This window comes from Oceanobacillus sp. M60, assembly GCF_053839645.1.
Map to the genome: position 1 here is coordinate 70,792 of NZ_JBSSNH010000011.1, position 14,997 is coordinate 85,788.

12 protein-coding genes and 1 pseudogene are annotated in these 14,997 nt (G+C 36.0%); all 13 read left to right on the forward strand.

All coding sequences use genetic code 11. From position 1 onward, the window contains the following. Nucleotides 1–263: 263 nt before the first annotated feature. Nucleotides 264–1,022: pseudogene (locus ACW0TQ_RS21190) on the forward strand (DNA topoisomerase); the annotation flags it as partial. Between the two features lie 72 nt (nucleotides 1,023–1,094). Beyond that, on the forward strand, nucleotides 1,095–1,409 hold the full coding sequence (locus tag ACW0TQ_RS21195; RefSeq protein WP_455726006.1) for a topoisomerase C-terminal repeat-containing protein: 315 nt from the start codon (nucleotides 1,095–1,097) through the stop codon (nucleotides 1,407–1,409). Between the two features lie 5 nt (nucleotides 1,410–1,414). Next, nucleotides 1,415–1,639 carry a hypothetical protein gene (locus tag ACW0TQ_RS21200; RefSeq protein ID WP_455725995.1) on the forward strand — a complete coding sequence of 75 codons (225 nt, stop codon included), beginning with the start codon at nucleotides 1,415–1,417 and terminating at the stop codon, nucleotides 1,637–1,639. A gap of 218 nt (nucleotides 1,640–1,857) precedes the next feature. After that, nucleotides 1,858–3,420: an LPD25 domain-containing protein gene (locus tag ACW0TQ_RS21205; RefSeq protein ID WP_455725996.1), complete on the forward strand. Its 1,563-nt coding sequence runs from the start codon at nucleotides 1,858–1,860 to the stop codon at nucleotides 3,418–3,420. An 89-nt stretch (nucleotides 3,421–3,509) separates the two neighbouring features. Then, nucleotides 3,510–3,590: a putative holin-like toxin gene (locus ACW0TQ_RS21210; protein ID WP_369405161.1), complete on the forward strand. Its 81-nt coding sequence runs from the start codon at nucleotides 3,510–3,512 to the stop codon at nucleotides 3,588–3,590. Between the two features lie 421 nt (nucleotides 3,591–4,011). Then, nucleotides 4,012–4,215, forward strand: coding sequence for a helix-turn-helix domain-containing protein (locus ACW0TQ_RS21215; protein WP_188944257.1), 204 nt, complete (start codon nucleotides 4,012–4,014; stop codon nucleotides 4,213–4,215). 41 nt (nucleotides 4,216–4,256) lie between these two features. Then, complete coding sequence (hsdR, locus tag ACW0TQ_RS21220; protein WP_455725997.1) at nucleotides 4,257–6,620, forward strand: EcoAI/FtnUII family type I restriction enzme subunit R; 2,364 nt, start codon at nucleotides 4,257–4,259, stop codon at nucleotides 6,618–6,620. A 26-nt stretch (nucleotides 6,621–6,646) separates the two neighbouring features. Continuing rightward, the gene (locus ACW0TQ_RS21225; protein ID WP_455725998.1) at nucleotides 6,647–8,119 is read left to right on the forward strand and encodes a class I SAM-dependent DNA methyltransferase; all 1,473 of its coding nucleotides are present in this window, start codon (nucleotides 6,647–6,649) and stop codon (nucleotides 8,117–8,119) included. Continuing rightward, nucleotides 8,120–9,577: a restriction endonuclease subunit S gene (locus ACW0TQ_RS21230; RefSeq protein WP_455725999.1), complete on the forward strand. Its 1,458-nt coding sequence runs from the start codon at nucleotides 8,120–8,122 to the stop codon at nucleotides 9,575–9,577. It begins immediately after the preceding gene. 30 nt (nucleotides 9,578–9,607) lie between these two features. After that, a complete protein-coding gene (locus ACW0TQ_RS21235) occupies nucleotides 9,608–10,369 on the forward strand; it encodes a hypothetical protein (protein ID WP_455726000.1) in 762 nt (253 codons plus the stop codon). Between the two features lie 239 nt (nucleotides 10,370–10,608). Then, nucleotides 10,609–11,553, forward strand: coding sequence for a DUF4062 domain-containing protein (locus ACW0TQ_RS21240; protein ID WP_455726001.1), 945 nt, complete (start codon nucleotides 10,609–10,611; stop codon nucleotides 11,551–11,553). A 713-nt stretch (nucleotides 11,554–12,266) separates the two neighbouring features. After that, nucleotides 12,267–13,811 carry a BCCT family transporter gene (locus ACW0TQ_RS21245; RefSeq protein ID WP_455726002.1) on the forward strand — a complete coding sequence of 515 codons (1,545 nt, stop codon included), beginning with the start codon at nucleotides 12,267–12,269 and terminating at the stop codon, nucleotides 13,809–13,811. Between the two features lie 42 nt (nucleotides 13,812–13,853). Further along, nucleotides 13,854–14,987 (forward strand): M20 family metallopeptidase, encoded by a 1,134-nt coding sequence (locus ACW0TQ_RS21250; RefSeq protein ID WP_455726003.1) that lies wholly within the window; start codon nucleotides 13,854–13,856, stop codon nucleotides 14,985–14,987. Nucleotides 14,988–14,997: the final 10 nt, after the last annotated feature.

The window sequence follows — 14,997 nt, forward strand, 5'->3', positions numbered from 1 at the left end:
GCTGCCAACTTAGCTGCTTGGTCTGGTTTTTCTGAAATTACTATTTTCATTAGTTGTTCTCCTCTATTAATAGTAATATACTTACAATAGTTTGATAGTATTAATAATAGAATAAACTAAAACACGCTTTCTATCATGTAAAATGAATATGTCCACCTTTTTTATAGCATACTTTGTTGTTTACTTGTAGATAAAGTAATCCTTAACTATCTTTATGTCCGAATTAATTATGTCCATTCTTTTTTAGATAAAGGACGGACAGTCACTTTATAACTGATAGCGAATTTGGTTATATCAAAAACAATTTATCGAACTATCAAGAATGTATTGGAGTAAATGTTGATGTTGTTTATCCTGATGCCCAGAAGCGATATGTAGATAACACGAAGGTTGCCGAACACTATGCCCTCGTTCCGACAAAACAAACGCCAAATATAGAGTCTCTGAATGAAGAAGAAAGGAACATTTATCAGGAGGTTGTTGCAACTACTTTAGCAATGTTTGCTCCAGATTATGAATATGAAGAAACAAAGGTAGAGGTTGATGTGAAAGGGATTAACTTTGAAGCGACCGGAAAAGTAGAAAAACAAATAGGCTGGAAATCATTATTTAAGAATCAACAACAGGCAAGGAAAAAAGAAACGGTCTTACCAGCAATGGAAAAAGGTCAGGCTTGCCAAGTTAATGTAGAAATAGCGGAAGGACAGACAAAACCACCCAAGTATTATACCGAGGGGCAACTTATTAATGTCATGAAACATGCTGGGAAAGAAGTAGACGATGAAGCACTGCAGCATACTTTAAAAGAAAGTGAAGGGATTGGAACAGAGGCCACAAGAGCAAGTATCATAGAAACTTTAAAACACCAATTGTATATTGGAATTAGAAAGAATCAAGTAACTGTATTAGATAAAGGGAAAATACTTTGTCAGGCTGTAGAAGGAACGTTACTTGCTAGTCCCGAAATGACAGCGAAATGGGAAACGTATTTAAATAAAATTGGGGAAAATGAAGGATCTCAAGAAGTGTTTCTCGATAAAATTAAACAGATGATTGAGTCTTTAATGCAAGAAGCACCTAAGAAAATTGGTAGCATGGAACAGTCCTTGCAACAGGTGAATCAACCATCTTTTATTGGAAAATGTCCCCGTTGTAATCATGAAGATGGAAAGATTCAAGATAAAGGGAAATTTTATGGGTGCAGCCGTTATCGGGAAGGGTGTACATTTACATTACCGAAGAAATTCCTAGGCAAATCCATAAGTCAGACAAACATTAAAAAGTTATTGAACTGTGAAAAATCCAATTTAATTAAAGGATTTACAAGTAAAAAAGGAAAAAAGTTTGATGCGTATTTACGCTATGATCAAACCGAGCAAAAAATGACATTTGAATTCCCGAAAGGATGATCGTGATGGATATGTATGTAAATGGGGCATATAAGATGGTTGATTTAGGGTACGTAAAGGAAATTAAAGAAGCCACTATTGTTTTTATTGTCGATGCAGGGGAAATAGAAGTTGAAGTAGATGCCGTCACCAAGGATGTTATAGAAGTGATAAATCAAACAGATGAAGAAGCGTTAATTCCATTGGATGTGAAGGAGGAAGCAGTCATCTTAGATGGTGAACCAGCTTGAGATATGACTAAGGGGAAGCCGTTTCGTGAAAAGTCCATGTGAAAAATGATGTTGATCGCTGATGTAGCGGTCTTTTTTTATTTTGTATATGAAAGATTAATAGGCTGGGAGAATAAATTGCTGATATATCTAAGGGACTTCCTGATGGGAGTTCCTTTTATTTTATGGGAGGATGATATTTCATGAAAAGAAAAACATTCGAACAAAAACAGGAAGAAGTGAAGCAATTAACAGAAACGATGAATCAGTCCATTGAATCCTATTTTGAAACACCTGAACAAATGGCCGAACATCTAGCTTTCATGATGCAGTTTTATCAATATTCATTACGAAATACAGCCTTAATTCAGAGTCAATTTAAGGGAGCGCAAGCAGTAGGAAGTTATAAGTTTTGGCAGGAAAAAGGCTTTCAAGTGCAAAAAGGAGAAAAAGCCATTCAAATTTTAGTGCCAAATAAGACGCAGCCGAAATTTAAAGATGAAAGCGGCAGATGGAAAAGTATCAAAAAGGCGACAGAGCAGGAAAAAGAATTAATCAACAAAGGGGAATTAGAGAAAAAGGGAAGTGGGTTGTATTTTGGAAAGGGCAGTGTTTTCGATGTTTCACAAACTAATGCAAAAACTAGTGATCTTCCAGATGTTTTTCCAAATAGATGGCTGGAGGGTGACGTTGCAAACTATCAAGATATGTTAGAGGCCCTGCAAAAAGTGGGAGATAAACTGGATGTGACGATTGGCGAGCCTATGGAGGAACTAGGTGCTGCTAAAGGTGCATTTTACCAAGGAATAGATGGCAGGAAAAATCATATTGGTTTAAATCCACGCAATGGCGAATTGCAAAACGTGAAAACATTAATCCATGAATTGGCCCATGCCAAGTTGCATGGTACACCCGATAAGCATTTCAATCTAACTTCAGAAGAAAAAGAATTCCAAGCAGAAATGACAGCTTATGCAGTAGCCTCGTACTTTGATATTGATACAAGTGATTATTCTTTGGGCTACCTTGCGAACTGGACACAGGGAAAGGAATTAAAGGATAAAGCGCAATTACTCGAAGAGGTTAGGGGAGCAGCAGTTGAGTTTATGGAAATCATGGAGCCTAAATTGATGAAAGAACAGGAGAAAAACATGGATAATGGAAAAGAAGTGTTTTTACAGGCTGTTCAAGACAGGCAAGACCTATCAGAACTAACGGAAGTTAATCAGGTAGCAATGAATTATGTAATTGGCCATAAGGAAGAAGAGCATACAGAAGGATTGTATTATTGTGTGGATGGCGATGTAGTTGTGGGAGTGGATAATTCTACAAATGAAGCCTGGACGGAGGAATTTGACCATATTGTAAAGTGCAAGGCATGGTTAAAGCGGTACGATATTGAGCAACCACAAATATTCATTGAATGGTCAAAAGCACCAGAGTTAGAATCTGATTCGATGATCGATTTTGCAAAAGGTAATGCAATGATGGAGAAGCTGGAGGAAAGGTACCTTGATGATAATAGATACTACAAAACACGGTATAGCATTGTTCTTCCTGAGAGCGAGAATTCAAAGATGGAAGTTGTTAATATGGATCGGCTAGACGTTGGGGATGGCGAATTTTTAAATCCTCATCATCAGGCTAGAAGGGAAGGTAATCTTACTAATGAACAGCAAATGATGCTTGATGATGCTGTTTATGGTCATTTGCTTGAAAGTGAAAGACTTGATATTAATGATTGGTTGAAAGGCAAAAATGAGAAGAAAAAACTACAAACAGTAGACATGGATATGATGTGATAATCTTCATAGTTTGATATACTTGCTATTAGTGTAATAGGGCTTTCATGGGTGGTAGCTCACCCCTTTTCCTGAAAGGGGGTGATACGATGACAGTATTCGAAGCATTGATCCTGATGATCACGTTCGCAACCTTAGTTGTAGCTATACTGTCAGAACAAAAAAAGTAACCACCCGATGAATGCCTAGCCGCATTTTGGTTGGTTACTTTTCTGACCTAAATATGTGAGTTGCCCCCTTGAAGGGCTGTTACACACGAGACCGTTCCATGTACCAGCATGGGCGGTCTTTTATTATTGTATGTGTTTCTATATATAGTATACCTCAAATTGCGTTAGAAATAAACATAATGATTTTTATGGAAAGGGCGCTTAGTTCATAGGAAGTTATACGTAGCCAGTTATCGACTGATACGTACAAATATTACCTTACTTCCCATAATCTTATTGTATTGAAATTAATAGACTATAAACTTTAGACAAATGAATCTCCCTTGTAACCTTACAATATTGCAAGATTATCTAGAGTCTTCGTTTGATAATATGCTATAATATAGGTAACTTTTTGTTACATAGCTATAGGAGGACAAGCATGGTTATAAGCTATGATAAATTATGGAAGCTCTTAATAGACAAGAAAATGAATAAAACAGATTTAAAGGAACAGGCGGCGATTACATACAACATATTAGCACGTCTTGGTAAACGTCAACCCGTTAGTATGGAAAGCTTATATAAAATTTGCAAGTGTCTTCATTGTAATATCGGGGATATCATGGAATTTGAAATTGACTAAGTGATTTTTAAGATAAGATTACTAGGGAAAGGTAGGGTCTTATGGGAAAGCGTCATTTGTCTGAAGAAGATATTAAAGCAAGATACATTACTCCAGCAATTACAGGTGTAGGCTGGGATATTAAAAAACAAGTCAGGCTTGAATATGCTTTTACTGCGGGAAGAATCATACTACGCGGGAATGTTACTGCTAGGGGAAAAAGGAAAAGGGCAGACTATGTGCTTTTTTACAAGAATAACCTCCCTTTGGCAATTGTAGAGGCAAAGGATAATAATCATTCCGTTGGTGCTGGTCTGCAGCAAGCAATTGATTATGCCAAGCATCTTGATGTTGATTATGTTTATGCTTCCAATGGTGATGGATTTGTTGAACAGAATTTAATCACTGGAAAGGTAAGGGAATTAAGATTGGATGAATTTCCTTCACCCAAGGAGTTATACCAGCGTTATTTGGTAGACAAGAATATTGATGAGGATGAAGAGAAGGTTATTTTAGAGCCTTACTACTATATACCAAATTATAAAATGCCTCGTTACTACCAGCGAGTAGCGATTAACCGGACGGTTGAAGCAGTTGCTAAAGGACAAGAACGTGCGCTTTTAGTTAGTGCTACCGGAACTGGTAAAACGTTTATGACCTTCCAGATCATTTACCGGTTATGGAAATCTGGATTAAAGAAAAAGATTCTCTTTCTAGCAGATCGAAATGTATTAATAGATCAGACGATGACAGGGGATTTCAAACCATTTAGCGGAAAAATGACCAAAGTACAAAATAAAAACCTTGATAGTTCTTATGAAATCTATCTTGCTTTGTATCAGCAGCTTGCGGGAGATGACGGAGAAGAAACATACCGTCAATTCCAACCAAATTTTTTCGATTTGATTGTAATAGACGAGTGTCATCGCGGAAGCGCAAAAGAGGAGTCTGCATGGAGGAAGGTGCTGGATTACTTTTCATCTGCGACCCATGTGGGATGTACTGCTACACCGATTGAAACAAAAGAGGCATCCAGTATTACATATTTTGGTGAACCTATTTATGAATATTCTTTGAAGCAAGGTATTGATGATGGTTACTTAGCGCCGTATAAGGTCATTCGAATTGGACTTGATCGTGATCTTGAAGGCTACCGACCAGAAGCAGGAAAGGTCGATAAGCATGGCTATGAAATTGAAGACAGAGAGTACAATGTGAAAGACTTTGATCGACATTTGGTTATAGACGATCGTACACAAGTTGTCGCATCAAAGATTACAGAACTCCTTAAGAAAACAGACAGGTTCAGTAAAACGATTGTCTTTTGTGTCGATATCGAACATGCCGAACGAATGCGCCAAGCACTGATTAATGAGAACAAGGATTTATACAAAGAAGATCATCGCTATATTATGCGAATCACCGGTGACAATGATGAAGGGAAAATGCAGCTGGAAAATTTCATTGATGAAGAGAGTACGTATCCGGTAATTGCAGTAACAAGTAAGCTCATGACTACTGGTGTTGATGCGAAAATGTGTAAACTTATTGTTTTAGAAAACAATATTAATAGCATGACTGAATTCAAACAGATTATCGGCCGTGGCACAAGGCTTTTAGAAGATTACGGAAAGACCTATTTCACCATTATGGATTTCCGTAATGCCAGTCGCTTGTTTGCTGATTCAGCATTTGACGGGAAGCCGGAAGTAGTGATTGAGCTTCCTGGAGATGAACCAGTGATCGACCCTCCAGTTGATGACGAGGAAGATAATCCAGAAGGCTTTGAGCCGAAAGATGGAAATGATATTATTATTGATCCCGGTGGAATAGATATTCCGGGATCAGAAGATGATGATAAGCCTCGTAAATATTATATTGGGGATGTTGCGGTTAGTGTGCTCTCTGAACGGGTTCAATATGTCGATAAAGACGGAAAACTGATCACGGAAAGTTTAATTGATTATACAAAGAAAAATATTCTGGAGCAATATGCAAGGTTAGATGATTTCTTGAAAACATGGACAGAAGCAGAGAAAAAGCAGGCGATTGTAGATGAGTTACAGGAAAGCGGAGTTCTGCTTGAAGCTGTCAGAGAGGAAGTTGGAAAGCCAGAGTTAGATGATTTTGACCTGATTTGCCATTTAGCATATGATAAGGCACCATTAACGAAAAAAGAACGAGCAGAAAATGTAAAGAAGCGGCATTATTTATATCAGTATTCGGATATTGCACAAGAAGTTATTACAGCATTACTGGATAAATATGCAGACGACGGGATTAAAGAAATAGAAGATACCAAAGTGCTGCAGCTAAAAGAATTTGCGAAGATTGGCAGCCCGATGAAGATTGTAAAAGCCTTTGGCGGGAAAGAGGCGTATGAAAGAGCAGTACAAGAACTAACCAATGAAATTTACTACGCATAAAAAACAGACAAACAAGGCAGGTATACATGATGGCAATGAATAATTTTGTAAAAAGAATTCAAAACGTTATGCGTAATGATTCGGGTGTTAATGGTGATGCCCAGAGAATCGAGCAAATCGTGTGGATTCTATTTTTAAAGATATATGATGCAAAAGAAGAGGCATGGGAACTTTATGAAGATGAATATCAATCAATCATTCCAGAAACATTTAAATGGCGAAATTGGGCAGTAGATCGTAAAGATGGAGAAGCGTTAACAGGAGATGCTTTACTAGACTTTGTAAATAATAAATTATTTCCTACTCTTAAAGGGTTAGAAGTAGATGCAGATACGCCAATGAGTCAAATTATTGTAAAAGCAGCGTTTGAGGATGCCAATAACTATCAAAAAGATGGTGTATTACTTCGTCAAGTTGTGAATATTATCGATGAAATTGACTTTACAGAATATAGAGAGCGACATGAATTTGGCGCTATTTATGAATCATTCTTGAAAGATTTACAAAGCGCTGGAAATGCTGGTGAGTTCTATACACCAAGGGCAGTCACGGACTTTATGGTAGAAGTAACTAAACCAGTATTAGGTGAAAAAATTGCTGATTTTGCTTGTGGTACGGGTGGTTTCTTAACCTCTGCCTTAAATTCATTGGACAAACAAATCGATAATTCCCTTGAAAATAAAGAATTGTATAATGAATCTGTTCATGGTGTAGAAAAGAAATCATTGCCACATATGTTATGTGTTACAAATATGTTAATCCATGATATTGATGACCCAAATGTTCTTCATGGGAATTCGTTAGAAATCAACTATAGAGATTTGCGAAAGATGGAAGCTTATGATGTGATCTTAATGAATCCGCCATACGGGGGAAGTGAAAAAGAAAGTGTCAAAGTGAATTTCCCGATGGAACTTAGAAGCTCTGAAACAGCCGATTTATTTATGAATGTGATTATGTATCGGTTAAAGAAAAATGGGCGAGCAGCAGTTATTTTACCAGATGGATTCTTATTTGGGACGGATAATGCCAAATTCAATATAAAAAAGAAATTATTTAGTGAATTTAATGTACATACAGTGATACGAATGCCACACAGTGTATTCGCACCATATACGTCCATTAGAACGAATATTTTATTTTTCGATAATACAGGGTCAACGAATGAGACATGGTTTTATCGGCTAGATATGCCAGAGGGGTATAAAAATTTCTCGAAAACAAGGCCAATGAAGCTGGAGCATTTTAACGAAGCAATGGACTGGTGGGGGAGCAGAGAAGAAATTGAGGCAGATGGTTTTCCAAAAGCGAAGAAATTTGCCATTGGCGAGATTGAGGCAAAGAACTACAATATTGATTTATGCGGTTTTCCCCAAGCAGAAGAAATCATTCTTGAACCAATGGATTTGATTCAGGAATACCAAGAAAAACGAGCATCATTAAATGCCGAAATTGATCATGTACTAAAACAAATTACCGCATGTCTCGGAGGTAATTAAATGAATGGACTAGATTTGAAAAATAGTATTCTACAATTAGCGATTCAAGGGAAATTAGTGGAACAGCGGGAAGAAGAAGGAACTGCGGAAGAACTACTGAAACAAATTGAAGCCGAAAAAGAAGCATTGATTAAAGAGAAGAAGATTAGAAAACAAAAAGCGCTGCCGGAAATAACAGAAGATGAGAAGCCATTTGACATACCTGAGAATTGGGAATGGGTAAGATTAGGTTATTTGTCCAACTATGGAAAGTGTAATTCGGTAGCAACAAAAGATATTCCCCATGACGCTTGGCTCTTGGATTTAGAAGACATTGAAAGAGACTCCGGTAAAATTCTTAATAAAAAAAGAATGAGAGATACGAAATCAATGAGCAATAAACACGTATTTTACAGAGGAGACGTCTTATACAGTAAACTACGGCCATACTTAAACAAAGTCATTATAGCTGACGAAGATGGTTATTCAACATCAGAAATTTTACCGTTAGATTTTGGAGAAAATATATATAACCGATATGCACAAACTGTTCTAATGAGTCCTTATTTCATTTATTATACTGTTAAGTGCTCATATGGGGTTAAAATGCCTAGATTAGGAACGACAGATGGTCAATTGGCGATATTTCCTCTCCCTCCAATAGAAGAACAAAAACGTATCGTTGCAAAAATTGAAAAACTAATGCCTTACATAGAAGAATATGATAAAGCCTATACAGAGGTGATAGAACTTAACAAGAATTTCCCGGAAGATATGCAAAAGTCTATTTTGCAATATGCGATTCAAGGGAAACTAGTGGAACAACGGGATGAAGAAGGTACTGCGGAAGAACTGTACCAAAGCATTCAAGCAGAGAAGAAAAAACTCATTGAAGAAGGGGAAATTAAGAAAACAAAAGCACTTCCCGAGATTGTGGAAGAAGAGATACCATTTGAGATACCTGAGAGTTGGAAGTGGGTGAGATTAGGGGAGGTAAGTGAGAGAATCCATTATGGATATACAGCTTCTGCCAAGGAAAAAGGCGATGCTAAACTACTTAGAATAACTGACATACAGAACGATTTTGTTAATTGGGAAGATGTTCCATATTGTAATATTAAAGATACAGATTATGCTAAATATGATTTAAACAATAGAGATATTTTGATAGCTCGTACAGGGGGGACAATTGGTAAGACCTACATTGTTGATTTATTATCAGATAAAGCAGTATTTGCCTCATATTTAATTAGAGCAATCCCGGTTGATAAAATCAATGAAAAGTACTTGAAAAACTTCATGGACAGTCCACTTTATTGGAATCAATTAAAAGCTGGTTCTATGGGAACTGGACAGCCAAATGTGAATGCAACTACATTAAGTCAGTTATTAATTCCTCTCCCTCCACTCGAAGAACAAAAGCGTATTGTGGAGAAGATTGAAGAAATGCTGCCATACACAAAGAAATTGATTAAATAAATACCTTAATTTTAGTTTGTGGAGGTTACGATGGAAACTGAAAAAATTGACCAAGTTTTTATTTCTCATGCTGCTGACGTTCTAGGTGATACAAGTAATGGATTAAGCGGATCTCAAATTATCAAATACTGCAATACTTATGCCGTTGAATTTAATGTAAACATACCAATCATAAGTCCTGACTTTGGTAAGTTTGGAAGTATTGTTCCCAATAAAAGGACAGCTTTATATAAAAATCTAATAACTTTTAATGGGATGCAACAATTTACAATCATAAAGGAACTTTGTGCGTTGGACTTATTTAAAAGAAATGAAGAAGTCTCCAAGTTAAGATACAATTTATTTACACGATATAGTAGGTTTGCTTCAAGTGATTTGTATATGGAGGAATATCAACCAACCGGATGGGAACGTGTTGATAGAGCGATAAACGAAATGAAAACTAGATTAGAAGCTGCACGAACAGAGGAGCAGTTTCAAGCAATTGGAATGATTGGTCGGGAAACACTGATTACCATTGCTCAACAAGTTTATGTTAAGGATAAACACCCCACGCTAGATGGGGTTGAAGCCAGCAAGACAGATACAAAACGTATGCTAGAAGCTTTTTTAAAATATGAATTAAAAGACACATCAGAGAAAGCAAGGAAATTTGCAAGGGCTGCAGTAGACTTGGGGAATCAACTAACACATGATAGGGGAGCAACAAAAACAGAAGCAATAATGTGCCTCATTTCAATTCAATCTGTTGCAGCATTGATTAAAATAATCGGCGAAAATGATGACTATTAAAAATAAAGATATAAATGAAAAGCTGTCTTTTTTGTTCTACTCTACATTAAGATGGTACAGTTTTTAAAATTTTAGTTGCTGCCAAAAGGTAACTAGATATGATTATATCGAACCTTTCTAAATAAATATTTGCAGGCATATATTGTGCAGGCATCATTTCTAATAATCCCATGACTGTTCTTCTTAAGACTTTGGTAATTCCTGCATTGTTAAAACAATTAAAGGGGGTTGGGTTTTCAATGAAGTCAGTAAAATTAATTAAAATTTTTATAGCTTCACCTGGTGATGTTCATGTGCAACGGAATGAAGTTGAACAATTGATTTTAGATTGGAATAACGAACATAGTGATACGAAAAACATAGTTTTAATGCCTATCAGATGGGAGAATAATTCAACAGCTTCATACGCGGTCAATAAGAGTGGTCAGGCTATAATTAATGAAGAGATAGTAAAATCTAGCGATATTTTAATTGCTATATTTGGAAATAGAATTGGTACAAGAACTCCAAATAATAAGTCTGGTACTGTTGAGGAAATTAACGTTTTTTATGAAGAACATCATAGAGGGGTAGGTATCTTCTTTATAGATAATCCTGTACCAGAAGAATTGATTAATGAGAGAAAGTTAGTTCAAAAATATAGAGAATATTTATCAGATAACGAGCGTGGATTATATGGAACTTATGATCCTAGGAAAATCCGACACTTTATCACAAAAGAGGTAAGCAGTTTGTTGGAGGGGGTTGATTTTGATGAAGATATAAGTCGTAATTTAGCAGGAACAAATTTATCAAAAACTAATATTTTTGATGAAATGGAATTTGATAAGGATGAACAATTGTTCTTTATCTTTGTTGTTGAAGAAGAAAATCAAACTTTTGGGGCAAGATGGATGTCTGATGATACCATTTCAACAATTCAAAAATGGGAAGAAAAGAATAAGTTAGAAAATTATTTAAGTGAGAGATACAGCTCGGTATTAACTAAAATGGCTCAGCGTAAAATTATTGATGTAGAAGAAGTAACTGATTACGGTAATGCAAGATTGTACTCAATGAATCTCAAAGAGTATAGAAGTTTAAAAAAACATATTTATGATAACCAGCAAGAAGTCTTAAATATCAAATCATTGTTCCCAAAACAACCAACAGTGCCAATGCCAGAGTTGGACTTACCATTTTAATCTTTTAAAATGCCACAGTAAAAAACCATAATTGTTTCAAGCAAATACACTTTTAACAAAATTAGATTTTAAAAGAAAATCTGTATTAAACTTCATTTAGATATATTACGGTGAATCGTAACAAAATAGGGGTAAAATAAAGGTTTTTTTGAAATTAATTCCGTCTTATTAATAAATTCATGCAGTGATATTCAAGTGTCTATCAAAGAACAAACTTAAAATTCAAATACAACTAAAGGCAAAAAAGTATTCCTAATGTTATTTCAATTACTTTATAAAACCTGTGGATAATTCCACGTAACATACAAGTAGCATACAAAAACACCTGCAAGCCTTGATTCTACTGCCTCCCTCAGTTCTCAAAACGTTAATAAACAACTATATCAAGAGTTACGTTCATTTGGACAATTTCTCCAAATGGGCGTTTTTATATAAAAAGCAGCTGAATAACGTCAATCAATGTTATTTTTCACAATGAAAAATAGATTTAATGCTTATCATCCAGCTGAATGATTTTTACATAATGCGGATCAAGCTCAACCGCATAATAAGGAGGATATCTTTTTATTATCTGTATCTAACTATATAGCGATGAGACACAGTAATGATCCCAGAGTAGAAGTATACGCTTAGAGCTTATAAGAATTGCTAGGGTTAATCTTTTTTAGAGAGTCTTCCTGTAACATAACGAAGAAAATATGGAGGAATTGCTTTTGAGTAAGAAGGTAGATATTAAATTAATAGCTTTAACGATTACCTTGTTGATGTGTGTTGTTGTGCCAATTGTATTTTGGCCAGATGGAACATCCAAGATAATTAATGATTTTTTTCATATGATGACAACAGATTTTGCATGGGCATTTTTGTTAATCGGATTTGGATGTACGATATTTGTTATATTTATAATAATTTCAAAATACGGAAATATCCGATTGGGCGGAGAAGATGCGAAACCTCATTATAAAGGTTTTACTTGGATATCAATGATTATTACCTCCGCATTAGCCGCAGGAATACTTATTTTCGGTATTGTAGAGTGGATGTTTTATGTCGAATCCACTCCATTTGGGATAGAGCCCAGATCTGTGGAAGCATATGAAATGGCATCCGCCTATGGAATGTTTCACTGGGGATTTTCAGCCTCTGCATTTTACTTGCCGGCATCTTTAGCAATCGGGTATATGCTCTGGAATCGTAAGGGTAAATCCATGAAAATTTCAGAAGCATGCTCGGAAGTACTGGGTAAAGAAAAGACGAAAAATTCCTTATTCAAGCTCATCATTGATGGAGTCGTAACATTTTGTTTTGTAGGTGGTTTGTTAATAACTGTAGGACTGGGAACTTCCGTTATAGGAGAGCTTATCGGTGACTTATTTAACGTAGATAATACACTTACATTAAGAATTACGATTATCTTTGCATTTTGCGCATTTTTTATTGCCGCTACATCAAAATCAATTGCTAAAGGTATGGCGAAAATTAGTAATTTTAATATTTATTTAGCGCTTGCGTTTTTCTTGTTTGTCTTTATCGTAGGGCCGAAGTCATTTATTTTAAATAATGTTGTGATGGCTGTAGGTACGAATATTACAAACTTTGTTAAGATGAGTTTTTATACGGATGCAGTTGCCCAGACAGGGTTTATTCAGAATTGGACAATCTTTTATTGGGCGTGGTATTTAAGTTTATCTATTTCTATCGGTTTATGGGTAGCAAGAATATCTTATGGAAGAACATTTAGACAGATAGCAATAGGGGTTACCGTCTGTTTACCGTTAGCCTGCTGGTTGTCATTTGGTATATTAGGGAATTACGGTATGGGATTAGAAGTAAATAATATTGCGAATTTCTCAGAGATTGCAGTAACAGAGGGCAATAATGCAGCCACCCTTGCTGTACTAAAAACAATGCCTGTTTCAACGATAGCAATCATTGTATTTATCGTATTAGTCTTTTTTAACCTTGCGACCAGTGCAACGAGTGTATCAACAATGGTAGCAATGATTACATCTAAAAATCTGCAAGTAAATGAGGAACCGAATAAATGGTTTAAAGTGCTATGGGGGTGTATTTTTATGGTATTGCCTGTGACCATACTATATTTAGAAAATGCGGTGGAAGAGCTGAATATATTAGGCATCATGCAATCGATGACCTCCTTATTTGGCGTGCCATTATTTTTTGTTAATGTTTTTCTGATTTGGTCAGCGGTAAAAGCTATTAGGTCTGACTACAAAAATAATAAGCTGAAAATATAAGGTGCATTTACCTGTAATATAAAATGGATAGGAGGGATAAGGGTGTACGAGGACGTAGCTGTTGAATTAACAAAGGAATTTATTCGCATGGAATCCTTTTCCGTAGAAGGAAAACAGAAAATAATAGCGTTTATGTATCACAAAATTAAAGAAGAGACTGACGCAGAGGTTCAAATAGTAGATGGCCATACGGAAAATCCATATTTGATCGCACATCATAAAAATGGAGAAGGGTATCATTTATTATTGCAAGGACATCTGGATACCGTATCTTTAGATGGAGTACAAGACCCCTTAAACCCAATTGAAAAAGACGGTGAAATATACGGCCGCGGTTCATGTGATATGAAGGCAGGAAGTGCAAGCAATTACGCTGCATTTAAGTATGCCTGTGACCATCAGGTTAAAGGCGATGTTTACTTAATGTATTCTACGGATGAGGAGACATACGCACAGCAAACCGTATCTGCTTTTGAAAGAGGCTTGTTGCCAAGCTGTGATATAGGCATTATCTCGGAACCAACCAATCAAACCCTAATGGTAGCGCAAAAGGGTAATGCTTGGATAGAAGTAGAATTTATTGGTAAAAGCGCTCATTCCAGCATGCCTGAGCTTGGTGAAAATGCAATTTATATGGCGTCTGCATTTATACAGGCATTTCAGAAGTATACAGAGGAAAAATTCAAAAGGAATTCCCATCCGCTGTTAGGCGAAGCAAAAATGAATGTTGGGGCGATAGAAGCTGGTAAACAAGCGAATAGTGTACCAGCGAATTGCAGGATTGTGATTGATAAAAGATACTTGCCCAATGAAACCATAAATGATTTTCAAGAAGAAATTGATATTGTAGCAAAAAGGCTAAAGGATACTTATCCAGTATTCCGTTATCAAACGAACATCTTAGTGGATTGCACGCCGATGGAAATAGATAGCAGTTCAGAAAAATTTCTTCAACTTAAGGCGTTACTGGAGAAAGCGCTCGATAGAAAATTAGAAGTTGATGTATTTGGAGGCTGGGGAGAAGGCGGTACGCTTGCAAAATATGCTACCGATACATTGTATTTTGGTCCAGGAAATTCGATTTATGCACATACGGATGAGGAAAGAGTGGGAATAGAAGCAATTAAAGAAGTTACAAGCGGAATCATTGCTATTGTCAAAAGTAAGTGTGTGTAAAGTAAATAAG

What these genes read in the sequence shown, in the direction of transcription:
- ACW0TQ_RS21195 (WP_455726006.1), top strand. Translation starts at nt 1,095, where the DNA reads ATGGAACAGTCCTTGCAACAGGTGAATCAACCATCTTTTATTGGAAAA.
- ACW0TQ_RS21200 (WP_455725995.1), top strand. Translation starts at nt 1,415, where the DNA reads ATGGATATGTATGTAAATGGGGCATATAAGATGGTTGATTTAGGGTAC.
- ACW0TQ_RS21210 (WP_369405161.1), top strand. Translation starts at nt 3,510, where the DNA reads ATGACAGTATTCGAAGCATTGATCCTGATGATCACGTTCGCAACCTTA.
- ACW0TQ_RS21215 (WP_188944257.1), top strand. Translation starts at nt 4,012, where the DNA reads ATGGTTATAAGCTATGATAAATTATGGAAGCTCTTAATAGACAAGAAA.
- hsdR (WP_455725997.1), top strand. Translation starts at nt 4,257, where the DNA reads ATGGGAAAGCGTCATTTGTCTGAAGAAGATATTAAAGCAAGATACATT.
- ACW0TQ_RS21225 (WP_455725998.1), top strand. Translation starts at nt 6,647, where the DNA reads ATGATGGCAATGAATAATTTTGTAAAAAGAATTCAAAACGTTATGCGT.
- ACW0TQ_RS21230 (WP_455725999.1), top strand. Translation starts at nt 8,120, where the DNA reads ATGAATGGACTAGATTTGAAAAATAGTATTCTACAATTAGCGATTCAA.
- ACW0TQ_RS21235 (WP_455726000.1), top strand. Translation starts at nt 9,608, where the DNA reads ATGGAAACTGAAAAAATTGACCAAGTTTTTATTTCTCATGCTGCTGAC.
- ACW0TQ_RS21240 (WP_455726001.1), top strand. Translation starts at nt 10,609, where the DNA reads ATGAAGTCAGTAAAATTAATTAAAATTTTTATAGCTTCACCTGGTGAT.